21 protein-coding genes and 1 tRNA gene are annotated in these 22,794 nt (G+C 67.2%); 7 read left to right on the plus strand and 15 right to left on the minus strand.

Annotation, left to right across the window (positions count from 1 at the left end):
* Positions 1–217 precede the first annotated feature (217 nt).
* Positions 218–1,216 (plus strand): aminoglycoside phosphotransferase family protein, encoded by a 999-nt coding sequence (locus Q9R17_RS17565; protein ID WP_308155865.1) that lies wholly within the window; start codon positions 218–220, stop codon positions 1,214–1,216.
* Positions 1,217–1,233: 17 nt separating this feature from the next.
* Here Q9R17_RS17565 and Q9R17_RS17570 read toward each other — a convergent pair whose 3' ends face one another.
* The 7 genes from Q9R17_RS17570 to Q9R17_RS17600 form a co-directional block, all read right to left on the minus strand.
* On the minus strand, positions 1,234–2,121 hold the full coding sequence (locus Q9R17_RS17570; RefSeq protein ID WP_308158371.1) for a DMT family transporter: 888 nt from the start codon (positions 2,119–2,121) through the stop codon (positions 1,234–1,236).
* A gap of 32 nt (positions 2,122–2,153) precedes the next feature.
* The gene (murB, locus tag Q9R17_RS17575; RefSeq protein WP_308155866.1) at positions 2,154–3,224 is read right to left on the minus strand and encodes a UDP-N-acetylmuramate dehydrogenase; all 1,071 of its coding nucleotides are present in this window, start codon (positions 3,222–3,224) and stop codon (positions 2,154–2,156) included.
* The gene (locus tag Q9R17_RS17580) at positions 3,221–4,276 is read right to left on the minus strand and encodes a quinone-dependent dihydroorotate dehydrogenase (RefSeq protein ID WP_308155867.1); all 1,056 of its coding nucleotides are present in this window, start codon (positions 4,274–4,276) and stop codon (positions 3,221–3,223) included. The genes murB and Q9R17_RS17580 overlap by 4 nt, the downstream gene beginning before the upstream one ends.
* Before the next feature lie 8 nt (positions 4,277–4,284).
* Positions 4,285–5,055 (minus strand): methyltransferase domain-containing protein, encoded by a 771-nt coding sequence (locus Q9R17_RS17585; protein WP_308155868.1) that lies wholly within the window; start codon positions 5,053–5,055, stop codon positions 4,285–4,287.
* Between the two features lie 5 nt (positions 5,056–5,060).
* A complete protein-coding gene (locus tag Q9R17_RS17590; protein ID WP_308155869.1) occupies positions 5,061–5,345 on the minus strand; it encodes a DUF4190 domain-containing protein in 285 nt (94 codons plus the stop codon).
* Between the two features lie 73 nt (positions 5,346–5,418).
* Complete coding sequence (locus Q9R17_RS17595) at positions 5,419–6,222, minus strand: SDR family oxidoreductase (RefSeq protein WP_308155870.1); 804 nt, start codon at positions 6,220–6,222, stop codon at positions 5,419–5,421.
* Positions 6,222–7,754, minus strand: coding sequence for an aldehyde dehydrogenase family protein (locus tag Q9R17_RS17600; RefSeq protein WP_308155871.1), 1,533 nt, complete (start codon positions 7,752–7,754; stop codon positions 6,222–6,224). Before Q9R17_RS17600 ends, Q9R17_RS17595 begins: the two co-directional genes overlap by 1 nt.
* Before the next feature lie 443 nt (positions 7,755–8,197).
* Here Q9R17_RS17600 and Q9R17_RS17605 point away from each other — a divergent pair, with 443 nt between their 5' ends.
* A complete protein-coding gene (locus Q9R17_RS17605) occupies positions 8,198–9,655 on the plus strand; it encodes an undecaprenyl-phosphate glucose phosphotransferase (RefSeq protein ID WP_308155872.1) in 1,458 nt (485 codons plus the stop codon).
* 111 nt (positions 9,656–9,766) lie between these two features.
* Positions 9,767–10,201, plus strand: coding sequence for a low molecular weight protein-tyrosine-phosphatase (locus tag Q9R17_RS17610; RefSeq protein ID WP_308158372.1), 435 nt, complete (start codon positions 9,767–9,769; stop codon positions 10,199–10,201).
* Positions 10,202–10,254: 53 nt separating this feature from the next.
* Here Q9R17_RS17610 and Q9R17_RS17615 read toward each other — a convergent pair whose 3' ends face one another.
* The 6 genes from Q9R17_RS17615 to Q9R17_RS17640 form a co-directional block, all read right to left on the minus strand.
* Entirely contained in the window at positions 10,255–12,438 is a 2,184-nt protein-coding gene (locus Q9R17_RS17615) for a YjbH domain-containing protein (RefSeq protein ID WP_308155873.1), read from the minus strand.
* On the minus strand, positions 12,438–13,199 hold the full coding sequence (locus tag Q9R17_RS17620) for a capsule biosynthesis GfcC family protein (RefSeq protein WP_308155874.1): 762 nt from the start codon (positions 13,197–13,199) through the stop codon (positions 12,438–12,440). Before Q9R17_RS17620 ends, Q9R17_RS17615 begins: the two co-directional genes overlap by 1 nt.
* Before the next feature lie 3 nt (positions 13,200–13,202).
* Positions 13,203–13,883 (minus strand): YjbF family lipoprotein, encoded by a 681-nt coding sequence (locus tag Q9R17_RS17625; RefSeq protein WP_308155875.1) that lies wholly within the window; start codon positions 13,881–13,883, stop codon positions 13,203–13,205.
* 10 nt (positions 13,884–13,893) lie between these two features.
* Entirely contained in the window at positions 13,894–15,006 is a 1,113-nt protein-coding gene (locus Q9R17_RS17630; protein ID WP_308155876.1) for a polysaccharide biosynthesis/export family protein, read from the minus strand.
* 81 nt (positions 15,007–15,087) lie between these two features.
* On the minus strand, positions 15,088–15,480 hold the full coding sequence (locus tag Q9R17_RS17635; protein ID WP_308155877.1) for a hypothetical protein: 393 nt from the start codon (positions 15,478–15,480) through the stop codon (positions 15,088–15,090).
* A 122-nt stretch (positions 15,481–15,602) separates the two neighbouring features.
* The gene (locus tag Q9R17_RS17640) at positions 15,603–16,199 is read right to left on the minus strand and encodes a phosphatase PAP2 family protein (protein ID WP_308155878.1); all 597 of its coding nucleotides are present in this window, start codon (positions 16,197–16,199) and stop codon (positions 15,603–15,605) included.
* A gap of 114 nt (positions 16,200–16,313) precedes the next feature.
* On the opposite strand from Q9R17_RS17640, the gene Q9R17_RS17645 reads away from it, so the two are divergent.
* Both Q9R17_RS17645 and Q9R17_RS17650 read left to right on the plus strand, forming a co-directional pair.
* A tRNA-Arg gene (locus tag Q9R17_RS17645) sits at positions 16,314–16,390 on the plus strand.
* Positions 16,391–16,804: 414 nt separating this feature from the next.
* Positions 16,805–16,975 carry a hypothetical protein gene (locus Q9R17_RS17650; RefSeq protein ID WP_308155879.1) on the plus strand — a complete coding sequence of 57 codons (171 nt, stop codon included), beginning with the start codon at positions 16,805–16,807 and terminating at the stop codon, positions 16,973–16,975.
* A 253-nt stretch (positions 16,976–17,228) separates the two neighbouring features.
* Here the strand turns inward: Q9R17_RS17650 and Q9R17_RS17655 are convergent, their stop codons facing one another.
* Both Q9R17_RS17655 and Q9R17_RS17660 read right to left on the minus strand, forming a co-directional pair.
* Positions 17,229–17,588, minus strand: coding sequence for a response regulator (locus Q9R17_RS17655; protein ID WP_308155880.1), 360 nt, complete (start codon positions 17,586–17,588; stop codon positions 17,229–17,231).
* Positions 17,581–18,738, minus strand: coding sequence for a PAS domain-containing sensor histidine kinase (locus Q9R17_RS17660; RefSeq protein WP_308155881.1), 1,158 nt, complete (start codon positions 18,736–18,738; stop codon positions 17,581–17,583). Before Q9R17_RS17660 ends, Q9R17_RS17655 begins: the two co-directional genes overlap by 8 nt.
* A 153-nt stretch (positions 18,739–18,891) precedes the next feature.
* Here Q9R17_RS17660 and Q9R17_RS17665 point away from each other — a divergent pair, with 153 nt between their 5' ends.
* Both Q9R17_RS17665 and Q9R17_RS17670 read left to right on the plus strand, forming a co-directional pair.
* Complete coding sequence (locus Q9R17_RS17665) at positions 18,892–21,972, plus strand: response regulator (RefSeq protein WP_308155882.1); 3,081 nt, start codon at positions 18,892–18,894, stop codon at positions 21,970–21,972.
* Positions 21,969–22,793 (plus strand): CheR family methyltransferase, encoded by an 825-nt coding sequence (locus Q9R17_RS17670; RefSeq protein ID WP_308155883.1) that lies wholly within the window; start codon positions 21,969–21,971, stop codon positions 22,791–22,793. Before Q9R17_RS17665 ends, Q9R17_RS17670 begins: the two co-directional genes overlap by 4 nt.
* Position 22,794: the final 1 nt, after the last annotated feature.

The following is a 22,794-nucleotide window of genomic DNA, read 5'->3' on the forward strand; positions in this document are numbered from 1 at the left end:
GATTACCACATCCCGGAATTGACGCTGCGTGAAGCATTGGCACCGGATGCAGCCGGCCTTTCGATGCACCTGATGTCTGCTGCGCGTGAAGACTGATGCCGGTGCGGTGTGCGGCACCGCAGGAAGCCTCGTGATGTGACCAACAACGCACTCTCCTTCATCTGCCATCTGCCATAGTGATGCCGGGGGATACAGGGGGTTACACCGCAACATGCCGTTGGCATCCACAGCCCAGATCATCGAGCTGCTGCAGCAGTCCTATGGCATTGCCGCCGATGCGGTGGTGCCACGCCCGGTGGGCGCCGATGCCAATGCAGGTGTCTACCGCATCGATGCCCGGCGCGGGCAGTGGTGGTTGAAGTGCCGCAGCTACCGCGTGGAAACCACGGTATGGGACAGCCTGCATTGGCTGCGTTCGCAGCTGGGCATCGAAGAAATCGTCGCGCCGTGGCCGGCCTTGACCGGCGGCGCGGCGGTACAGCGCTGGGGCCTGCAGTTCACCTTGTTTCCCTACGTGGAAGGCCTGTCCGGTTTCGAGGCCGCGCTGAGCCGTGCGCAGTGGCAGCAGTTGGGCGGGGTGCTGCGGCGGCTGCACGATGCGCACCTTCCTGAGGCCCTGCAGGGCGGCCTGCCCGCGGTGGGGCTCGAGGCCGGTGCGCTGGACACGGTGGGCAGCTGGTTGCAGCAGCCGGCAGGGCTGCCGGCGGCACGCGATGGTTTTGGCGAACGCTTCCTGGCGCTGTGGCGGCAGTACCAGGGGCGCATCGAACACCTGCACGGGCGTGCCGAACAGCTGCGCGCCACGCTGCAGGATGCTGCCCCGGCGCGCGTGCTGTGCCATACCGATCTGCATGCCGGCAACCTGCTGATGGGCGCCGGAGGCAGCCTGTACCTCATCGATTGGGATGGCCTGGCCCTGGCGCCCCGCGAGCGTGACCTGATGTTCATCGGTGCTGCGGTCGGTGGCCGCTGGGGACGCGAACGCCCACTGGGGTTCGCCGAGGGCTACGGGCATGACGAGGCCGATCCGCGCTGGATCGCCTGGTACCGGCACTGGCGCATCCTGCAGGACCTGGTCGAGTTCCAGCAGGCGTTGCTGGCGCCGGGGGCCGAGGCGCGCTCAACGCAGCAGCGGCGCCAGCTGCTGCAGTACCTGGCCGAACAGTTCGCACCGGGCAATGTGTTCGATGCGGCCGCGCGGGTTTTCGTGTTCTAGCACGCCGCTGTGCGGCTTCATTCCACGGGTCTGGCGGCGGCGGTGGGCGCCGCGCTCCTGGCACGGCGTGCCAGCAGTGCTTCACGGTGGGCGATGTAGGCATTGGCGGCCAGGATGATGCCTGCCCCGATCACGGTCCAGCGGTCGAGCGCCTCGTTGAACAGCAGCCATCCCAGCACGCTGACCAGTGGCAGTTGCATGAAGCTGATCGGGGTCAGGGCGGACACCTCGCCCAGCCGTAGTGCCCGCGTCCACAGCAGCTGGCCAGCGGTGCCCAGTACGCCGGTCGCCACCAGCCACAGCCAGGCGATGCCTGTGGGCCAGACCCATACGAACAGGGCGGGTACCAGTGACAGCGGCACCCAGAACACATAGGTGTAGAACACCACGGTATCGGCTGTGTCCACGCGCGTGAGCTGCTTGATCTGGATGGCCACCAGCGAGCTGAGCAGCGCGGCGGCCACCGCGACCAGGCTGCCGGCAGTAAAGCCGGCGGTGCCCGGGCGCACGATGATCAGCACGCCGATGAATCCGGCCACCACCGCCGCCCAGCGGCGCATGCGCACGGTTTCGCCCAGCCACAACACCGCGGCGATGGTGACGAACAGGGGCGTGGAATAGGACAGCGAGATCGCCTGCGCCAGCGGCAGGTGGCCGACCGCCCAGAAGCCGCACAGCATCGAGGCCAGGCCGATGGCGCTGCGCACGAAGTAACGTGACAGCTGGGTGGTTTTCAGCGGGGTGCGGCTCGGGCGCAGCAGCATCGGCAGCAATGCCATCAGGCCGAAGGCATTGCGGAAGAACGCCACTTCCTGGGTCGGCACATAGGCAGTGGCGTAGCGGATGCACACTGCCATCAAGCCGAAGGCGGTGGTGCTGGCCAGCATCAACAGCGCCGCCCGCATCGGGGTGGCGCCGGCAGTGCGCGCGGGGGCGTTCACCACTGTGCGCCGAGCAGGCGCGGTTCCGGTTCGATCGGCACGCCGAAGGTGTCCAGCACCGAGGCCGAGATGCGTCGTGCCAGTGACAGCAGTTGTGCACCGGTGGCCGTGCCGTGGTTGACCAGCACCAGCGCATGGCTGGCGGCCACGCCGGCGTCGCCGTCGCGGTAGCCCTTCCAGCCACGGTGCTCGATCATCCAGGCGGCCGACACCTTGCGCAGGCCATCGTGCTCGGCCGGGAACACCGGCAGTGCGGGGAAGCGCTGCTGCAGCACCTCGACCTGTTCCAGCGGCAGCACCGGGTTCTTGAAGAAGCTGCCGGCATTGCCCAGCACGTCCGGGTCGGGCAGCTTGCGGCGGCGGATGGCGATCACCGCATTGGCCACATCGGCCGCCACCGGCAATTCCACGCCCTGCGCCTGCAGTTCCTCGCGGATCCCGGCGTAGTCCATGCGCAGGTCGTGCAGCAGGGGCAGTTTCAATTCGATGGCGGTGATCAGGTAGCGATCGGCCTGCTGCTTGAACACACTGTCACGGTAGGCGAAGGCGCACTGTGCGTTGTCCAGCCGCACCCAGCTTTCTTCCTGGCAGTCCCAGGCCTCCACGGCCTGGATGAATTCACCCACCTGCGCACCATAGGCGCCGATGTTCTGGATCGGCGCTGCGCCGGCGGTACCGGGAATCAGGGCCAGGTTTTCCAGCCCGGACAAGCCGTTCTGCAGCGACCACATCACCAGCCCATGCCAGGACACGCCGGCCCCGGCACGCACCACGGCATGGTCGGCGCGGTGCTCCAGGATGCGGATGTCACGGTTGCCGAACACCAGCACGGTGCCGGGCAGGTCCGCGGCGATCAGCACATTGCTGCCGCTGCCCAGCACCAGCAGCGGGCCGTCGGCCACCTGCGGCAGGGCCAGCACTTCGGGCAACAGGGCCGGGTCGTGCAGTTCCAGCAGCTGCGCCGCACTGGCGCGCACATGGAAGGTGTTCAGTGCCTGCAGCGGTGCGTTTTCGGTCAGCGACCAGCGCAGCGGCGGCGTATCGTCGGTGTCGGCAGGCGTGCTCACAGCGGTGCCACCGCGCCACGGCTGGGGGCTTCGCGGCGGCGGCGGATCGCCTCCACGCAGTCGCCCACCAGCGCAGGGCCCTTGTAGATCAGGCCGCTGTAGCACTGCACCAGCGCCGCACCGGCGGCCATCTTGGCCACCGCGTCGGCACCGGACTGGATGCCCCCCACGCCAATCAACGGCATGGTTTCCGGCAGGCGCGCCCGCAGCCGGCGCAGCACCAGCGTGGACTGCGCCAGCAGCGGCGCACCGGACAGGCCACCGGCCTCGTTGGCCAGCGGATCACCGGCCACCAGGCTGCGGTCGATGGTGGTGTTGGTGGCGATGACCCCGTCCACCTGCAGTTCGCCCAGCACGCGTGCGGCGGCGTCGATGTCGCGGTCGTTCAGGTCCGGCGCCACCTTCACCAGCATCGGCACGCGGCGGCCATGCTGTGCGGCCAGGGCTTCCTGGCGCTCGCGCAGGCCGGCCACCAGCTGCCGCAGCGCGGTTTCTTCCTGCAGTTCGCGCAGGCCGGCAGTATTGGGCGAGGAGATGTTGACCGTGATGTAGTCGGCCAGCGGGTACACCTTGTCCAGGCACAGCAGGTAATCCTGCAGTGCCTGTTCGTTGGGCGTGTCCTTGTTCTTGCCGATGTTGATGCCCAGCAACCCGCGGCGGTTGCGGGCCCGTTCGACATTGCGCACCAGCGCGTCCACGCCATCGTTGTTGAAGCCCATCCGGTTGATGATGGCCCCGTGGGTGGGCAGGCGGAACAGGCGCGGGCGCGGGTTGCCGGCCTGCGGCCGCGGGGTGATCGTGCCGATTTCCACGAAGCCGAAGCCCAACGCGAACAGGGCATCGATGTGCGCACCGTTCTTGTCCAGACCGGCGGCCAGGCCGACCGGATTGGGGAAGGTCAAGCCGAAGGCATCGGTGGGCAGCGGGGCGATCCTTGCCGCCAGCAGCGGCGTGGTGCCGGTGCGGTACGCCATGTCCAGCGCGGACAGGCCAAGGCCGTGGGCGCGTTCGGCGTCGAGGGAAAACAGGAAGGGGCGGGCAAGCGAATACATGCGTTGTTTCAATCCAGCGTGCCGAGGAAAGCTCGGGTTTGGTACTCGAAGGCAACACGTCCATCCACGGCATGCGTGGCGAACAGGTCGTGCAGGGCGGTGATCATCGCCGCATGGCGCGGGTGGCCGGCCTGCGGGGCGTAGGACGAGGAGAGCAGGCGGCCGCGCAGCGCGTCGAAATCCAGCGACTGCACATTCGGGACATGCAGCTCACCGCGCAGCCCGTGGCCGTACCAGGCGCGCATGGTGGTGTCGTCCTGGTAGCGCTCGGCCACCGCGCTGTAGTCGGTGCCATGGTCCAGCAGCAACTGCTCGTAGCCGCGCTGGAAGGCCGAGCCGTCCAGCACGCGCGAGTTCCAGAACACCAGCGCCAGCCCGCCGCGGTGCAGGATGCGCCGCCATTCGGCGCGCACGGCAGTGGTGTCGAACCAGTGGAATGCCTGTGCGGCACTGACCAGCCCGACGCTGGCATCGGCCAGCCCGGTGGCTTCGGCGCGACCGTCAACGGTGCGGAAGCGCAGGTAGTGCGGCGCGAGGGCCTGTTCGGCAGCCGCGCGCATGGCCGCATTGGGTTCCACCGCGATCAGTGGATGCCCCGCCGCCAGGAACAGGCGGCTGGAAATGCCGGTGCCGGCGCCGATATCGGCCACCACGGTGTCCACCGCAACGGCCATCGGCCCATGCAGCCATTGCAGCAGCGCCGGCGGGTAGCCGGGCCGGTAGCGCACGTAGTCATCGACGCGGCTGCTGAAGCGCTCGGTCGAATCGGATGCGCCCATCGCCGTCATTGCTTCATCGCGGCCAGCCAGGCCAGGCCACCGAAGAACAGCACGAAGGCCAGCAGGGCGAGCAGGGCACCGACCACCATCACGTAGCCCAGCACCAGGCCGCCGATCGCGAAACCGTCGCCTTCCAGTTCCTGCGGGCGCCGGCGGATTTCGGCACGGGCCATGTGGCCGGTGATGATGGCCACGATCGCGCCCACGAAGGGCAGGGCGGTCCAACTGGCGATGCCGGTGACCAGGCTGACGACGGCCAATGCGCTGGTCTGTCGGGGTGGCACGCTCATCTGGCTCCTCCTTGGCAGTGGCGACATGATAGTGCCTCTGCTGCGGCAATCCCATGGGCACGGGCCCTGGGGGTCAGCCCATCAGCACCTGGCCGCCATCCACATTGAGAACGTGCCCGGTGATCCAGCCGGCCAGCGGCGAGCACAGGAACAGTGCAGCGTTGGCGATTTCCTCCGGCGTGCCGAAGCGCCCGAAGGGGATCTTCGCCAGGGTGCCGTGGTACAGCGCCGGGTCGTCGTGGCGGCGACGGTCCCACAGGCCGTCATCGAATGCGATCGAGCCGGGGGCGATGGCATTGACCCGGATCCGGTCCGGTGCCAATGCCAGTGCCTGGGAGGTGGTGTAGTGGGACAGCGCGGCCTTGGCCGCCGCGTACGGGGCGGCACCGGGGCGCGGCTGCTGCGCGGCGATCGAGGACAGGTTGAGGATGCAGGCCCCGGCCGAGGCGCGCAGCCACGGCAGGGCCAGCCGCGAGGCCCGCACGGCGGCCATCAGGTCGATCTGCAGGCTGGCCGCCCAGCCGTCCTCATCGTCGGCCATGCCATAGCCGGTGGCGTTGTTGACCAGCACGTCGATGCCGCCGAGCGTGGCGGTGGCCGCGTCGAGCCAGGCCTGGATCTGCGCAGCATCCCCCAGATCGGTGGCATGGGTGTGCAGGGGCGTGCCCTGGGCCTGTGCGTCGGCCTGCAGTGCCTGCAGGCCGGCCTGGCCGCGTGCGCACACCGACACCCGTGCGCCGGCGCGGGCAAATGCCAGCGCCAGCGCACGGCCGATGCCCTTGCTGCCACCGGCCACCAGTACCCGGCGGCCGGTGAAATCCAGGATCGGCGCCCCGGCGGGGCGTTGATCCACCGGCAGGGCCGGGCCGGTGGCCATCACAGGTCGAACTTGATGCCCTGGGCCAGCGGCAGCGAATCGGAGTAGTTGATGGTGTTGGTCTGGCGGCGCATGTAGACCTTCCACGCATCCGAGCCGGACTCGCGGCCGCCGCCGGTGTCCTTCTCGCCACCGAACGCGCCGCCGATTTCCGCACCGGACGTGCCGATGTTGATGTTGGCGATGCCGCAGTCGCTGCCGGCAGCCGAGAGGAACTTCTCGGCGGTCTTCAGGTTCTGGGTGAAGATCGAGGACGACAGGCCCTGCGGCACGCCGTTCTGCATGTCGATGGCCTCATCGATGCTGTCGTACGGCATCACATAGAGGATCGGCGCGAAGGTCTCGTGCTGGACCACGGCATCACTGTTCTTCAGGCCGCTGACGATGGCCGGCAGGACGAAATTGCCGGCGCGGTCGATGCGGGTGCCGCCGGTTTCGATGGTGCCGCCGGCCGCCTTGGCCTGGGCGATGGCATCGAGGAACTGCTGCACGGCCGCGTCACTGTTCAGCGGGCCCATCAGGTTGGCCGCGTCGGTCGGGTCACCGATCTTGCCCTCGACCTGCTTGTAGGCCTTGACCAGGGTCGCCAGCACATCGGCGTAGATCGAGCGGTGCACGATCAGGCGGCGGGTGGTGGTGCAGCGCTGGCCGGCGGTACCGACCGCACCGAACACGATGCCCGGCACGGCCAGCTTCAGGTCAGCGGTCTCATCCAGGATGATCGCGTTGTTGCCGCCCAGTTCCAGCAGGCAGCGGCCCAGGCGGCGGGCGACCTTTTCATTGACGGTACGGCCGACCTGGGTCGAGCCGGTGAAGCTGATCAGCGGTACGCGGCGGTCATCGACCAGCGTTTCCGACAGCGCGGTGCCGGCATCGTTGACCAGGAAGAAGATGTCCGGGAAGCCGGCCGCGCGCAGGGCGTCGTTGCAGATGCGCATGGACGCGATGGCGGTCAGCGGGGTCTTGTTGGACGGCTTCCAGATGCAGATGTCGCCACAGATCGCGGCCAGGAAGGCGTTCCAGCTCCACACCGCGACCGGGAAGTTGAAGGCCGAGATGATGCCGATCAGGCCCAGCGGGTGGTACTGCTCGTACATGCGGTGGCCGGGGCGCTCCGAATGCATCGTGTAGCCGTACAGCATGCGGCTCTGGCCCACGGCGAAATCGGCAATGTCGATCATTTCCTGCACTTCGCCATCGCCTTCGGGCTTGCTCTTGCCCATTTCCAGCGCGACCAGCGAACCCAGCGCATCCTTGTGCGCACGCAGCGCTTCGCCGCACAGGCGCACGGCCTCGCCACGGCGCGGGGCCGGGGTGGTGCGCCAGACCTTGAACGCTTCCTGCGCGCGGGCGATGACGGTCTCGTACTCGGCCTGGGTAGTGGCGCGGACCTGGGCGATAGCTTCGCCGGTGGTCGGGTTCAGCGGGGTGATCACCTCACCGCTGGTGGCGCTCGACCATTCCCCGTTGCCCAGGTAAGTGCCAGCGTTGATCGCATCCAGGCCGAGGGCCGTGAGCAGCTGAGAGGACATGCAGACTCCTGTTTCGTGTGCGTTGTTTTGGCGCCGGCGCGGGCAGGGTGGGGGGCGCCGGACGTAGCCGCCGATGGTAGCAGATGGGCACAGGGCGCCTTGGTGCGTTGCGGTGAAGGTGGCCGGATGCCCTGTCATTGGGACCTGTCCGATGGCGCGGAGGCTGTGGCAGCGCCAAGATTCCGGCACAGAAAAGTTGTAATTCGGTATGTGTCGTTTCTAGTCAGTCGCTTAATAAACTCATGAGCATCAATGAGTTACGATCAATTTTTGATACTTTTAGGTGATATATGTCTCATTTCTTCGCTACCAATTACTGTCAACTTCATTCACAATTCCGTCACTTTCTGTAACAGACCCCGGTATTGCCACGCTGGCTGAGGAGCTTCTACGCGTGGCGGCGAGCACCGCGGTGACTCACCGGGCTTCATAGGAGATGTGCTGTGCTACATGGATCCGTAGAAGAACAGCCCGCACCGCAGTCGCTTCCGGCGCGCCGCCGGGTCGAGGCCAGGGCGGCGCTTGAACTGGCCCTGCGAATAGGGGACCTGCTGGCCATCCCTGCCATGGCCGTGCTTTCGCACATGCTCTGGTACGGCTCCGCAGCCCCCGATGCGTCGCAGCGGGTGGTGTTCGGCGCGGTCATTCTCAGCGCCATCGTCTGTTTCGCCATTGCTCCGGTCTACCGGCAGTGGCGTGCCCGCAGCCTGCTGTCCGATCTTTGGCTGCTGTTGATGGCCTGGTCGGTGACGTTCGCGCTGTTTTCCGTCTATGCCGTCCTTGCGGATGTGGCGGGCTCCGTCCCCGGGCGGTGGTTGTTCGGCTGGTACCTGATGGGACTGGTGGCGATGTCCGGTACGCGCGTGCTGCTGCGCGTGCAGCTGCACCGCCTGCGTTCGCAGGGCCTGGACCGGGAGCGCGTGGTCCTGGTCGGGCTGCGTGCCCCCGCGCTGAAGCTGCATCGCCTGCTGCGCGGCAAGCCAGAGCTGGGCAAGGAAGTCGTCGGCTACTTCCATGTGCAGGGCGACATCGCCGTGCGCCGTGACCGTGATGCGCCTCGTCCATTGGGGGAACTGGCGGATCTGCCCCGTTATCTGGACGCCCATCGTGGCGAATTCGATCAGCTGTGGGTGTCATTGCCGATGGGGGACGCGACCCCGATCAAGGACATGCTCAAGCAGATCGAGCGCTTCCCGGTGCCGGTACGGTTGATTCCCGACACCACCGGCCTGGGGGTGCTCAACCCCGGTGTGCACCAGGTGGGCGATGTGCCGATGATCGGCGTGCGCCAGGGGCTGGCCGAACACAACTTCCGCCTGTTCAAGCGGGCCGAGGATCTGGTGGTGGCTGGCATGGCCGTGCTGTTGCTGCTGCCGCTGCTGGCGATCCTGGCCCTGGGCGTCAAGCTCAGTTCGCCGGGGCCGGTGCTGTTCCGCCAGCGCCGCCATGGCCTGGGGGGCAAGGAATTCTGGATGCTCAAGTTCCGCTCCATGCGCGTGCATGAGGAAAAGAGCGGCCAGATCACCCAGGCCACCCGTGATGATCCGCGCGTGACCCGCTTCGGTGCGTTCCTGCGCCGTTCCAGCCTGGATGAACTGCCGCAGTTCTTCAACGTGCTTGGCGGCAGCATGTCCGTGGTCGGGCCGCGGCCGCATGCGGTACAGCACAACAACCACTATGAGCGCGTGATCGAGCGCTACATGCACCGGCATTACGTCAAGCCCGGCATCACCGGCTGGGCGCAGGTGCACGGCTTGCGCGGCGAAACGCCGGACCTGCGTTCGATGAAGAAGCGGGTGCAGTACGACATCGACTACATCCGCCGCTGGAGCCCGACGCTGGACGTGCGCATCATCGTGCTGACGGCACTGAAGGTGCTGGGGCAGAAATCGGCGTATTGATTCGGTGACGGCGGTCCGGCCTGGCATGGCCGGCCCCGGCTATGCTGCCGCACGCCTTTGGTGGGCGTGTGGCGCGGTGTTTGAAACAAGGGCTTTACGGAATAGATGTCTGTGTTCAAGAACATTCTTGTTGTATGTGTCGGCAACATCTGCCGCAGCCCGTCGGCGGAAGTGATGCTGCGCGAGGCGGTATCGGCAAAGGGCATCCAGGTGTCCTCGGCGGGTCTGGGGGCATTGGTCGATCACCGGATCGATGCAACCGCTCAGCAGCTGCTGCAGGAGCATGGCTTCGACGGGGGCGCGCACCGCGCACGGCAGATCAGTCCTGCACTGCTGTCGGGTGCGGACCTGGTGCTGACGATGGAGCGCAAGCACATCCATCGCATCATCGCGATCGCGCCGGAAGCGTCGGGAAAGACCTTCCTTCTGGGCAAGTGGCAGGGCGACCGTGAAATCCCCGATCCGTACCGCCAGCAGCGCCAGGCGTTCGAACACGTGCATGCCCTGATGGCTGAAGGGGTCGGCAGCTGGGTCCGCTATCTCTGAGCCGTCACGGAGCGTGACAGACCCACGGGGCGCCTGGCGCCCCGTGAGCGTTTTCAGTCTTCGATCGAGCGAAGGTTGTCATAGAAGAACCGCTCGTCGCGCTCGCCGGTGATGCTGTACAGGCTGTACTTGCGGCCCAGCATGGCGCCGCCGTCGCGGATGAGCGGGTTCCAGTTCAGCGCGGCCCGTCCGCGCGTGGAGCGCGGCAGGATGCCATCCATCGGGATGCTGAAGTAGATGCCCTTGTCGAAGCTGCCTTCGCCGAAGTCGCGCGAGGACACATTGGTCTTGGTGGCGTAGGCGCCCATGGTCACGCCGTTGTTGAACACGCGGGCGATATCGATGGTGGCGCCACGGTCCCCGGCCAGGTACTGGCCAACGGATACCGAGCCGATGACGCGTTCGCGGGCATCGAAGCTGTAGTACAGCGTGGCATGGCCGGTGGTGATGCGGTAATCACGCAGGCCCCAATGCTGGTCGAAATCACGCTGCTGCACGCGGTTGAGGTTCGCGCTGACGGCCCAGCGTTCCCCCATCGGCCGGTACAGCAGTTCGCCGCCCACGCCGGCATACATCCATTCCAGGTAGCCGGCATAGGCGATGCCGTACAGGTCGCGTCCGAGGCGGCCGGCAACGTTGACCTGCAGGTTGGGCATCATGATGTCCGAGGTCACCATGTACTTGCGCAGGTCGGTGCGCACGCGCGGCAGGCGGCTGGGTGCGTTGTACTTGAACTTGTCGTAGTTGTTGAACAGGTCCGCGCTGACCGTGCCGGTCAGCCACAGGTTCGGCCTGAAGAACAGGCTGCCGGAGTAGTTCGCGGCCACCTGGTACAGGATGAAGCCATCGGGGCCGCCGAGGTTCTGCCGGTACCCGATGTTGAACCCCCCGCCGAAGGGCCGGTTCCGTGCCTCGTAAAGCGTCTCGCGCGATGCGGTGCCGGCGGCTTCCAGTTCGGTACTGCGACGCAGCGTGTCCTCGTCGATCCGGCCTTCCAGGAACCCTTCGAAGGCTTCGCGGTTGACGGACATGTCGGCGGTGGGCATGCCCAGCCGCGTCGTGCGCAGCGTATACCAGTCGTACTCGTCGCCCAGCGTGCTGGCCAGCACGCGGCTTGCCCTGCCCAGACCCTTGGCCGGGTACAGGTAGCGGTACTGGTAGCCATCGACGAACAACTCGCTGCCGCGCCGGGAAATACGCTCGACACGGAAGCCGGCATTGCTGCGCAGCTGGCTGGCGATGGCGGGCCAGTCCGGTGGTTGTGCTTCGGACGCAGGGGCCGCGCCGGACCCGGTGCTGGCCACGTCCTGGCCGGCGGGCGGTGCGATGCGGACCGGGGGCGGATCGAAGGGCTTCGGTGCAGAGGGCGAATGGCCCGGGTTGCCACGCAGCGTCAGCGAGAACATCGCCGTCTGCCCGCGCTCCCAGGCGGCGGCGATTTCCACATTGCGGTTGGGCACGTAGACCAGGCCGACGTTGATGGGGCTGGTCTGCTTGGCATTGAAGCCGCGTGGTTCGCGCCTGTAGTCATTGCCGTCGTATTCGACCTTGACCAGCAGCTCGTCCAGCGGCGTCTGGTAGGTAATGCCGCCAAAGATGCCGACCGGGCCCTTGAACATATTGCTGACGCCGAATCGCCCCGCGTTGACGATATCGCTGTTGGCGATCGGGCGACGGTCCTTGAAGCGCTTGTCCAGGGCGCCCAACGGGTTGCTGAAGTCCCCGCGGTTGCCGATGTAGCCGGTTGCCAGGCCCAGTGAGGCATCCACGGGCCCGAACCGCTTGTTGGCCACCACGTATTCGCTGGCGAAGAACCCGGTGCCGCCCACGTCGCGCACGCCGAATGCCATTTCCGGCAACCAGCGTGATTCCTGCCAGAGACGCACCTTGAAATCGATGGACTTGTCTTTGTAGTTCTGGCTGCCGCTGACCTCGCGGTGCCCGTAGCGCAGGTTGGTGACGTTGATGTACCGATAGGTGGCCTCAACCCACGGCAACGGCTGCAGCGTCAGGTTGTAGCGGCTGTAGTTCGTGTTGTGTGATGCGGTGAACGCCAGGTCGCCGTCTTCGCCCATGCGTGCCGTCGGCGTCTGCAGCAGGCCGATGCCGCCCCATTCGCTGGCGGTGGCCGGTGGCGCCTGCTGCGCGTGCAGGGCGCTGGACAGGGAAAGGGCCAGCGCGGTAACAGCAAGCCGGGACGGGCGCGCACGGGGCGCGCGCTCGAAAACAGGGTTCATCAGGGCGTGACCGGCTGGGTTGCAATGAACGCGGCAAATTCGCGGTTGAACGCGCTGTCCACGGAGGGCAGCGCGGAGGCGCGCACGGGAACGAACAGGGTTCCGCCAGGGGCGACCGATTGCGGGTCGGCGCGGTTCCACAGGGCGATACCCAGCAGCTGCACGCGGCCATCGGGCTGGATGACGTACAGGTCGCTGGGATCGGCCGCAGGCGTCGCCGGGCAGTCACGCAGGTAATCCAGGGCATCGCGCTGCGGCGCGTGGGGCAGGGTGCAGGGCCGGCCTACCGCACCCATGACATGGATGGTCTGCGGGCGGGTGGGGATCGTCAGCACGTCGCCGGCTTCAAGTACCGGGTTCTGCTGCGGCTGGGCCTGCATCAGGCGGGGGGACAGCGCCTGCGGGATGCGTCCGGTCGCCGGATGCTCGTCAAGCCACTGCGACAGGGTTTCGGCGGCGCTGCGCACTGCGGCATCCTCCGCCTTGGAAAGCTGTTCCAGATCGTAGGCAACACCAGCGCGCAGGCGCAGCTGCTGCGCGCGCGCCTGTTCGCGCTGGAAGCTGCCACCGAGCAGGTAGGCGTCCCCGCGCGGGCGGGCCTGCAGGATCAGGTCCGCCAGCCGTGCCTGGCCGGTGATGGGGGTGGCCGAGGGCGCGTGCACGGCCCCCTCGATCCGGGCCACGGGCGCGGCAGCCGGGGCCGCACACGCCAGCAGGGGAACCCACAATGCGGCGAGGGCGCCGCAGAAACGCAACAACATGGCTCAGTCCTTGGCCGTCTGGTAGGGCTTGAGCTGGAGGAGGTCGACAGCATGGCCCGGGGCCAGGAACTGGCGGCTTTTCCAGATGAAGCCGGTGCGGGCATCAGCCCAGTACACGTTGGTCCCGCGCATCCCGCCGCCCTGCAACCGCTCCTCGAAGCGCACCAGCACCTGCGGGCGTCCGAGGATCTTGATGGTCTCGGTGCCGTGGCGGGTCAGGGTGCCGGTGACGGCGACATCCAGCTGGTAGGCGGGCACCCAGTCGTAGCGGCGCTGCACGGTTACCGGTGCGTTGACCTGCTGCAGGTGCGTGAAGGGGGACGGGCCGACGATCCGCGCCTGGAGCTGCCGGCCCAGGCCACTGCTGCCGATCAGCAGGCCCTGCGCGTCCAGCTCGAAGATGGCATGGCTGCCGGCGTACCACTGCTGGCGGCCACCATCCACGTAGCCGAGCACGGCCAGCGCATCGATATCCGGTGTGTGCACCTGGACCTGCGGAAAGCGGTTGGCGGCCACGCGTTCAGGCGTTGCCCGGGTGGGCTTGTGGACCACCAGGCGGAAGGTGTCCAGCGTCGAGCGGCTGCCGGTCGTGCAGCTGCTGAGGATCATCGCCATGGCCACCAGCACCACGCCCTGCGCCCACCGGGCGCGGGGAGAGCGGGGCGGGTGACGGGCCGCATCCATGCGTGCCATATCAGTTGTCCCTGACTTCCGTCCCGGTGCGCGCGGCGGTGTACAGGATGTTGGTGAACGGCAGCAGCTGGTTGACGAAGCGGTTCCAACGCGTCACGCCGGCGGCGCCGACGAACACCACGTCGCCGGGCTGCAGCCTGAACTGGCTGCCTACCGCGAATGCCGTCGGCGAACGGGCCTCCAGCTGGTACACGACCGAAGGCAGGCTCTGCAGATCGGTGCTGCCACGGATCACGTAGACCGCGTTGCCGTTGGAGGTTTCCTGGGTCAGGCCACGGGCGCGGCCCAGCGCCTGGTTGAGCGAGACATCACCGGTGCGGAAGCTGTAGGCACCGGGCAGGTTGACTTCGCCGACAACGAAGATTTCCTTCCGGTCCAGGTACGGCACGAAGATCGAGTCACCATCCTTCAGGAACAGCTGGCGGCCGCCGAACTGGGTGGCCAGGGTCTCCAGGTTGATGGTGTAGGTCTGGCCATCGCGGCTCAGGCGCACGCCGGACAAGTCGGCCTGGGTGCTCTGCAGGCCAGCCTGGCTGATCGCATCGGCCAGGGTCAGTGGCGAGGTGCCCAGGGCGATGGGGGACGAGCGTTCGGCAGCACCGGTCACCCAGACGCGCTGGCTGCCGTAGGTCAGCACGGAAACGTCCACCTGCGGCGATTCGACGTAGCGGGCCAGCCGGCTGCTGATTTCCTCGCGGATCTCCACGGGCGTCTTGCCGCTTGCCTGGACCTTGCCGATGTACGGATAGAACATCGAGCCATCGCTCTGCACGAGCCGGCCAGCCAGGGTGCCCTGCTGCTGCGGCCCGGCCGGTACGGTCAGCTCCGGGTGGTCCCAGACCGTCACGTACAGGATGTCACCGACGCCCACGTGGTACGGGGCAGGCTGGTAGTTGAACAGCGCGTCGGGCAGGCGCTTGTGCCCGTGCGATGCATTTTCCATCGCGATCAGCTTGGGCGTGATGGTCAGCAGTTCCAGCTGGCCGTCGCCACCACTGCGGTGATTCAGCGATACGTCGCTGTGGCGGAGGTTCTGGCCCGGCGCGAGCATGCAGCCGGACAGCGTCAGGGTCGCCGCAACAGCAGCGACAAGACGGAAGGACGTGATGTTCATGTGAGCGGACTTCTGGCGGACATAAAAAACCCTCGCCAAGCTTTCGCCCGGCGAGGGCCTGTGTGGACAGCGCTACGGCGATCAGCCGCCGGTGCCGCCCGTGCCGCCGGTACCACCCGTGCCGCCGGTACCACCGGTACCGCCGGTGCCCGGGCCACCCGGGTTCGGGCCGCCGGGTTCGCTGCCACCGCCGTCATTGCTGCCGCTGGTGCTGTCGCCGCCAACGCTGTAGGCCACAGCGGCCGTGGCAACGGCTGCAACCGTGGTGCCGACGATGGTTGCTGCCGACACGCCGGCAGCTTCCACGCCTGCGACTTCGGTGGCAACGACCGCATCGGTGGCGGTGGTCGCCGTTTCAGCTTCGGCGGCAGTCTGTGCGGCCTGCTGGACAGCCTGTGCTTCCTGCGCGGAAACCAGCAGCGGGGAGGCGGTGAAACCCGCCAGGGCCAGAACGGCAAACGTCTTCTTGAACATGGGAGAGGCACCTACTCCATTAGGGAAATTTCACAGTTATCGTCGCGTTAAGGAACGTGCATGTCAAGCAAGCGGCTGTCATTGCGGTGTGCTACACGACGGTACGGGCGAAATGGCAGGGGTTATCGCGGTGAGCGCTGCAACGCGTGATCCCGCTCGGAAAGGGCCATGGCAAGCCGCCCGATCAATTCATGCGTGCGCACCCCCTGCATCGCGACGGGGACCAGCACGGCCAGGAAAACCGCCAGCAGCGGCTTCCATCCGGCGATCGCGGGACCGGGGCAGATGCGACGCAGTGTCAATGCCGCTGCAGATAGTCCGAGCATCAACCCTGCGGCGACTTCGGCCGGTGAGTGGGCGCCGATGGGCAGGCGCGAATAGCCGATGGCGATGGCCAGCACGGCACCAGCCATTGCCCACGCCCCGGGGCGCGAGGAGCGCCCGCCTGCGCAGAGCCAGGCCGCTACCGGATAGATGCTGCTGGCCATCGCCGCGTGGCCGGAAATGCCGGTGAAATCCAGTGTCTTGATCCCGATGCCCCACCCCATGAACAGGAGCTTGGTCACCACGGTGATGCCTGCGGCACAGCCGATGGCCACCCGCCAGCGCCGATGCAGCGGCGTGCGCGCGCCGGGCTGCAGCAGCATCAGTGCGATGGCCATTGGAAGCAGGAATCGGCTGTCTCCCAGCGAGGACAGCACGGGCCAGACGGCATGCATGGGCGGGTGATCGGGGCGGATTATGGGGGTGAGAGGATACCTGCTGATGGCTGCCGTCGAACCCGCGTCCCCTTGGTCCATTCAGCTGGACACGGTATGCTTGCCAGCTGCATTGGCCCCGTAGCTCAGCTGGATAGAGCGTCCCCCTCCTAAGGGGAAGGTCGCCCGTTCGAATCGGGCCGGGGTCACCATGAATCAATCACATGCCATGATTTATGCGGCACGTGATTGCTGCGGTTATGCATGAAAAACCATGATCTGGTCACAGTGGCCACGGCGCCGTTATCGCTGTCGGACGTCAGGTGCGCCATGCGGCGATTTTCCTTTGACATGCCGCCTTTCCTGGCGGTGCGCTGGGTATCAAGAAGCCTATCGCGGGACAGCCAGCGCAATCGGGACCCGGCCGGTATGGCCCAGCCCTATCGGACGGATTCAAGCATGTTGCCGCAGCGGTCGTAGCAGGAGGCCAGGCCGGCGGGCTTCGCTCATCCCGGCAGGGCCATGCCAGCGTCCCAGCCCTCGCCCCACAGCCGTCCCTCACCCTGTCATCAAAAATACGGTATCGTCCGCATAGAGTGACCTGCGTCACACTTAAGGATGAAGCCGTGAGCCTGGGCCGTTATCGCTATGCGTACAGGAAAGTGCGGGATTGGCATGTCGGTCCGCTGCGCGCGGGCTGGCTGGCGTTGCGGTATACCGTGACGGGCGACACCGGGCGTTTCGGTTCCCATGGCGGCTGGCGGGTGTCCCGGCTGCGGGTCGACAACGGCAGCTGACGGCGCCGGCACAACGGGCACACGCGGCATGCACCCGGCGTTGAGCGTGATGCTGCGACAGTGAAGGCATCGGGCAGCGTCCTGCCCCTGCCTGCTGGAGATGCCCCATGAATACCCCGGGAACCCCAAAGCCCTCCCGCCTTCAGCGCCACGGGCTGCTGATCGCGCTGGCCCTGGCACTGGTGGGCGTGCTGATCATGGTCATCGGCTACTGGTAGACCCTGTAGCCGGCTGCCGATGCGTGGCCGGGCGGTCAGCCGCGGGTGAGCATCTCCACCAGTTGCCGCAGCCGGTAGGGCTTGGGCAGGAATTCCACATGCTCGGGCAGCGGTGGCAGCTGTGAACGGGCATAGCCGGATGACAGGATCATCCGCGCCTGCGGCTGGTCGCGCGCGACGTGCTCGCTCAGTTCAATGCCCGACATGCCGTTGGGCATGCTGATATCGCTGAACACCACATCGAAGCGGGCATCGCCCTGCAGCAGGGCCACCGCGCCGTGTGCATCGGCGGTGGTCTCCACATCGATGCCGAAATCCTGCAGGGCCAGGCCGATCATCTCGCGCAGATCGCTCTGGTCCTCCACCATCAACACGCGGATCGGATCATCAGACATCGGCAGGGTCCTCCAGGGCGGGAAGCAGCAGGCTGACCGTGGTGCCGACACCGGGCGTGGTGGACACATCGACGAAGCCGCCGCATTGGGTGGTGAAACCGAACACCTGGCTCAGGCCCAGGCCGCTGCCCTTGCCGATGTCCTTGGTGGTGAAGAAGGGCTCCGTGGCGCGTTCGGCAACGTCGGGGGCCATGCCCCGGCCTTCGTCGCAGATGCTGATGGCCACGTAGTCACGTTGTGATGTGCCTTCGGCATCCGGGTCCAGCCGGCGCTCCAGCGCGCTGGCCAACAGGATGCGGCCACCATCGGGCATGGCGTCCACGGCATTGGCGACCAGGTTGGCCAGGGCCACGTCCAGCTGCTCGGCGTCGGCGGCCACCACGGGCAAGCCGGGGGTCAGCGCGGTCTGCAGCTCGATGCCCGGCGGGCAGCGCTGCTGCAGGGCGGGCAGGCGCGCCTGGATGAGCGCGTTGACGTCCACAGGTTCGCGCACGAGGGTCTGGTCGGCACTGAAGGCAAGCAGCTGGCGGGTCAGCAGGGCGCCGCGGTCGCTGGCGGCCTGGGCGCTGGCGATCAGCGCGACGGCGCGATCATCATTGCCGATGCGCAGCGAGAGCAGGTCCAGCGCGTTGCCGATGGTGGTCAGCAGGTTGTTGAATTCATGCGACAGGCCACGGCTGAGGCGGCCAACGGTTTCGAACTGCTGGCTCTGGCGCAGGGCGCGCTGGGCATCGCGCAGCAGGCACTGGGCCTGCCAGCTTTCGGTGATGTCGCGGGTGATCTTGACGAAGCCCAGCAGCTGACCGTGCTCGATCACCGGTTCGATGACAACGCTGGCGCGGAAACGTGCACCATCACGGCGCACCCGCCAGCCCTCGCCGGCATGCCGGCCATCACGTTCGGCCAGCCGCAGCAGCCGCTCCGGCTCACCGGCATCGCGCTCGGCAGGCAGGTAGAAGCGGCCGAAATGGGTGCCGATCACTTCTTCGGACCGGTAGCCCTTGATCCGCTCCGCGCCGGGGTTCCAGCTGCAGACGATCCCGTCGGGATCGAGCAGGTACAGGGCATGGTCACGGACGCTGTCGATCAGCAGCCGCAGTTGGCGGGAAGGATCCGTCAGAGCGGATGTCGTAGAAGCGGCGGCGACCACGTGATGTGAAGGAATAGCCCCGATGAGGGTGCAGACCGTAGGTAGGCAAGTGTGAAGGCCTTGTGTACAGGGCCGCCCGTGCCAAAGGTCGCATGCGGCTGAATGCGACACGGGTTACCATCAGCGTCCTTTTTGCCTCCGGAAGGCCGCCGCATGCGTCCTGGTGCTACCACGCGTGACCGCTGGATCTGGGCGGTGTCGGCAACCCTGCTGGCAGGGACCGCGGCGCTGGAACTGGTGGTGCCGCTGGGCTATGCGGTCTGGCTGGCGTATTTCCTGGCCGTGGGCGTGACCGTGTTCCAGCGCGACATGCGCGTGCCCATGCTGGTGGCCGGGCTGGCCTGCGTGCTGCTGGCGGTGGGCTACCACGTGGCCCCGGCCAGTACCAATTCGGCCTTTTCCTTCGTCAACCGCAGCATTGGTGGCGTGGCCTTCCTGATGATCGCGGTGATCGTCTCGCGCGCCATCGGTGCGCGCCGCGAGGCGATGCGCGCCCTGTGGCTGCAGGAGGCCGAAAATGCCGTGGCGCTCAGCCTGCGGGGAGACCTGGGCCCGGAACAGATTGCCGAGGCCGCGATGACGGCGCTGGCCGCGCAGCTCCAGGCCGATGTGGGCGCGCTGTACCGGCTGGAAAACGGGCGCCTGCAGCTGACCGGTGGCGTGGCACTGCCCAGTGGCCTGCCGACCTCGATGGGGGTGCAGGAGGGCCAGCTGGGCGCGGTTACCCGCGAGCAGCGCGTGCGCCACCTGGGGGGCGATGACGCCGGGGTGCTGGAACTGCAGTCCAGCCTGGGCCGGGTGGCCGTGCGCGAGCGCATCCTGGCCCCGGTGACCAGCGACGGTGCGGTGGTCGGCGCGATTGAGCTGGGCCGCGCCCAGGTGGGGCACAGCCCGGCACTGGACACCGAACTGATCGAGCGCTGCGCGGAAACCGTCGGCCTGGCCTTGCGCGCCTCGTTGCTGCGGGCACAGCTGGTGGTGCTGCTGGAAGAGTCGCAGCGGCAGGGCGAAGAACTGCAGGCGCAGCAGGAAGAGCTGCGCGTGGCCAACGAGGAACTGGAAGAACAGAGCCGCAGCCTGCAGCATTCACAGGCCAACCTGGAGCAGCAGCAGGCGGAGCTGGAACAGACCAACGTGCAGCTGGAGGAGCGCACGCATGAGCTGGAGGCGCAGAAACAGGCGCTGCTGGTCGCGCAGGGTCAGCTGGTGCGCAACAGCAACGAACTGGCCGCCACCTCGCGCTACAAGTCCGAATTCCTGGCGAACATGTCGCATGAACTGCGCACGCCGCTGAACAGCTCGCTGATCCTGGCCAAGCTGCTGGCCGACAACAAGGACGGCACGCTCACCGCCGAGCAGGTGAAGTACGCCCAGGCCATCCTGTCGTCCAACAACGACCTGCTGGCGCTGATCAACGACATCCTTGATCTGTCCCGCATCGAAGCCGGCCATGTTGAACTGGCCGATGAAGTCGTCGTGGTTGACAGCGTGCTGCAGCGCCTGCGCGATACGTTCGAGCCGATGGCGCGGCAGAAGGGCCTGGTGCTGCAGATCCATGCCGATGCGCTGGCCCCGACCCAGCTGGTGGTCGACAACCAGCGCCTGCAGCAGATCCTGAAGAACCTGCTGGCCAACGCACTGAAGTTCACCGAACACGGCAAGGTCAGCCTGCAGGTGCGCGCGGCCGGGGCAGGGCGTGTGCGCTTCGAAGTGGCCGATACCGGTATCGGCATTGCCCGTGACCAGCTGCAGCTGATTTTCGAGGCCTTCCGCCAGGCCGATGGCAGCACCCGCCGCCGTTATGGCGGCACGGGGCTGGGTCTGTCGATCTCGCGCGATCTGGCAGCGCGCATGGGCGGGGGCATCAACGTGGACAGCGAGCCGGGCCGCGGCAGCTGCTTCATCCTGGAGCTGCCGCTGGAAGGGGCGCCGGTGCAGCAAGACGGTGCGCCATCGCCATCGCCAGTGGCCGCAGCCGCACCGGTCGTGCAGGCTGCAGTGGCCAGCGCGCCGCCGCGGCAGGGCGGCGTGGCCGATGACCGCGGCCGCCGCCAGCGGGCCGGGCGCCTGATCCTGGCCGTGGAAGACGACCCGATCTTCGCCGAAGCCCTGGTGGAGCTGGCGCATGAGCTGGATTTCGACTGCGTGGCGGCGACCACCGCCGAGGAAGCGCTGGCCCTGGCCGTCGAACTGCGGCCCAACGGCATCCTGCTCGACATCGGCCTGCCGGATGTGTCCGGGTTGAGCGTGCTGGAACGGCTCAAGCGCAGCCCGGAAACGCGGCATATCCCGGTGCACGTGGTCTCGGCGATGGACCGCAGCCAGGTGGCCCTGGAAATGGGTGCCATCGGCTACATGATCAAGCCGGCAACCCGCGACCGCCTGGCCGCGGCCATCGAGCAGCTGGAACAGACCAGCCAGCGCGACGTGCGCCGGCTGTTGATCGTCGAGGATGACAGCGACCTGCGCCGCAACCTGGAACTGCTGCTGGGCCGCGATCAGCTGCAGATCACCGCCGTGGGCACGCTGGCGGCTGCGCTCGAGCAGCTGGGTACCGCCACGTTCGACTGCATGGTGATGGACCTAGCGCTGCCTGACGGCAGTGGTTTCGAACTGCTCGAACACATGGCCGGCAATGACGAGGTCGGCTTCCCGCCGGTCATCGTCTACACCGGGCGGGCCCTCAGCCGCGAGGACGAGCAGCGTCTGCGCCGCTATTCCAAGAGCATCATCATCAAGGGCGCACGCTCGCCCGAGCGCCTGCTGGACGAAGTGACGCTGTTCCTGCACAGCGTGGAAGCCAACCTGCCCAGCGACCAGCAGCGCCTGCTGCGCGAGGCACGCCGCCGCGACACGGTGCTCGATGGGCGTACCGTCCTGCTGGCCGAGGATGACGTGCGCAACATCTTCGCCCTGTCCAGCGTGCTCGAGCCGCTGGGGGTGACGCTGGAAATCGCCCGCAACGGCCAGGAAGCCGTGGACCGCCTGGCCCAGCGCGAGGTCGATCTGGTGCTGATGGACATCATGATGCCCGAGAAGGATGGCCTGGCCGCGATGCGCGAGATCCGGGCGCAGCGCCACCTGCAGGACCTGCCGATCATCGCGCTGACCGCCAAGGCCATGCCCGATGACCGCGAGCGCTGCCTGCAGGCCGGCGCCAATGACTACATCGCCAAGCCGATCGACGTGGACAAGCTGGTGTCGCTGTGCCGGGTATGGTGCTCGCGGCAATGAACGAGCAGGCGCTGTTCGACCTGGAACTGAAGGTCCTGCTGGAAGCCCTGTACCAGCGCTATCACTATGACTTCCGCAGCTATGCGGTGTCCTCGCTGCGCCGGCGCATCCGCCAGGCCATGCAGCGCTATGGATGCGAGCGCCTGGTCGACCTGCAGCACCGCCTGCTGCACGAGCCGGAGCTGTTCGCCCAGGCCATGCAGTTCTTCACCGTGCAGGTCTCGGAGATGTTCCGCGACCCGGCCTATTTCCGCGCGCTGCGCGAGCAGGTCGTGCCGGTACTGCGGACCTACCCGTCGGTGAAGCTGTGGGTGGCCGGCTGCAGCACCGGTGAAGAGGTCTGGTCACTGGCGATCGTGCTGCAGGAAGAGGGGCTGCTCGAGCGCAGCATCGTCTATGCCACCGACATCAACCCGGCCGCGCTGTCCGCTGCCGAGGCAGGGGCCTACGGCATCGACCGTCTGGCCCAGTTCAGCCGCAACTACCTGGCCGCCGGTGGTACCGGCTCGCTGTCGGACTACTACACCACGGCCTACGATGGCGCCGTGTTCGACCGGCGCCTGCGCCGCAACATCGTGTTCGCCGACCACAGCCTGGCCACGGACACCGTGTTTTCCGAAGTCCACCTGGTGTCCTGCCGCAACGTGCTGATCTACTTCAACCGCGATCTGCAGGACCGTGCCGTCGGTCTGTTCCGTGATGCGCTGGTGCACCGGGGCTTCCTGGGCCTGGGCAGCAAAGAGTCGCTGCAGTTCGGCAGGCACCATGATGCCTTTGATGTCTGCGCGCGCGAGCAGCGGCTGTACCGGAAGGCGGCCTGAG

Source organism: Stenotrophomonas sp. 24(2023), assembly GCF_030913365.1.
Classification (GTDB): Bacteria; Pseudomonadota; Gammaproteobacteria; order Xanthomonadales; family Xanthomonadaceae; genus Stenotrophomonas.

What these genes read in the sequence shown, in the direction of transcription:
- Q9R17_RS17580 (WP_308155867.1), bottom strand. Translation starts at nt 4,276, where the DNA reads ATGTATTCGCTTGCCCGCCCCTTCCTGTTTTCCCTCGACGCCGAACGC.
- Q9R17_RS17630 (WP_308155876.1), bottom strand. Translation starts at nt 15,006, where the DNA reads ATGAACATCACGTCCTTCCGTCTTGTCGCTGCTGTTGCGGCGACCCTG.
- Q9R17_RS17600 (WP_308155871.1), bottom strand. Translation starts at nt 7,754, where the DNA reads ATGTCCTCTCAGCTGCTCACGGCCCTCGGCCTGGATGCGATCAACGCT.
- Q9R17_RS17635 (WP_308155877.1), bottom strand. Translation starts at nt 15,480, where the DNA reads ATGTTCAAGAAGACGTTTGCCGTTCTGGCCCTGGCGGGTTTCACCGCC.
- Q9R17_RS17655 (WP_308155880.1), bottom strand. Translation starts at nt 17,588, where the DNA reads ATGTCTGATGATCCGATCCGCGTGTTGATGGTGGAGGACCAGAGCGAT.
- Q9R17_RS17620 (WP_308155874.1), bottom strand. Translation starts at nt 13,199, where the DNA reads ATGTTGTTGCGTTTCTGCGGCGCCCTCGCCGCATTGTGGGTTCCCCTG.
- Q9R17_RS17615 (WP_308155873.1), bottom strand. Translation starts at nt 12,438, where the DNA reads ATGAACCCTGTTTTCGAGCGCGCGCCCCGTGCGCGCCCGTCCCGGCTT.
- Q9R17_RS17590 (WP_308155869.1), bottom strand. Translation starts at nt 5,345, where the DNA reads ATGAGCGTGCCACCCCGACAGACCAGCGCATTGGCCGTCGTCAGCCTG.
- Q9R17_RS17595 (WP_308155870.1), bottom strand. Translation starts at nt 6,222, where the DNA reads ATGGCCACCGGCCCGGCCCTGCCGGTGGATCAACGCCCCGCCGGGGCG.
- Q9R17_RS17625 (WP_308155875.1), bottom strand. Translation starts at nt 13,883, where the DNA reads ATGGATGCGGCCCGTCACCCGCCCCGCTCTCCCCGCGCCCGGTGGGCG.
- Q9R17_RS17570 (WP_308158371.1), bottom strand. Translation starts at nt 2,121, where the DNA reads ATGCGGGCGGCGCTGTTGATGCTGGCCAGCACCACCGCCTTCGGCTTG.
- Q9R17_RS17670 (WP_308155883.1), top strand. Translation starts at nt 21,969, where the DNA reads ATGAACGAGCAGGCGCTGTTCGACCTGGAACTGAAGGTCCTGCTGGAA.
- Q9R17_RS17640 (WP_308155878.1), bottom strand. Translation starts at nt 16,199, where the DNA reads ATGCATGCCGTCTGGCCCGTGCTGTCCTCGCTGGGAGACAGCCGATTC.
- Q9R17_RS17585 (WP_308155868.1), bottom strand. Translation starts at nt 5,055, where the DNA reads ATGGGCGCATCCGATTCGACCGAGCGCTTCAGCAGCCGCGTCGATGAC.
- Q9R17_RS17665 (WP_308155882.1), top strand. Translation starts at nt 18,892, where the DNA reads ATGCGTCCTGGTGCTACCACGCGTGACCGCTGGATCTGGGCGGTGTCG.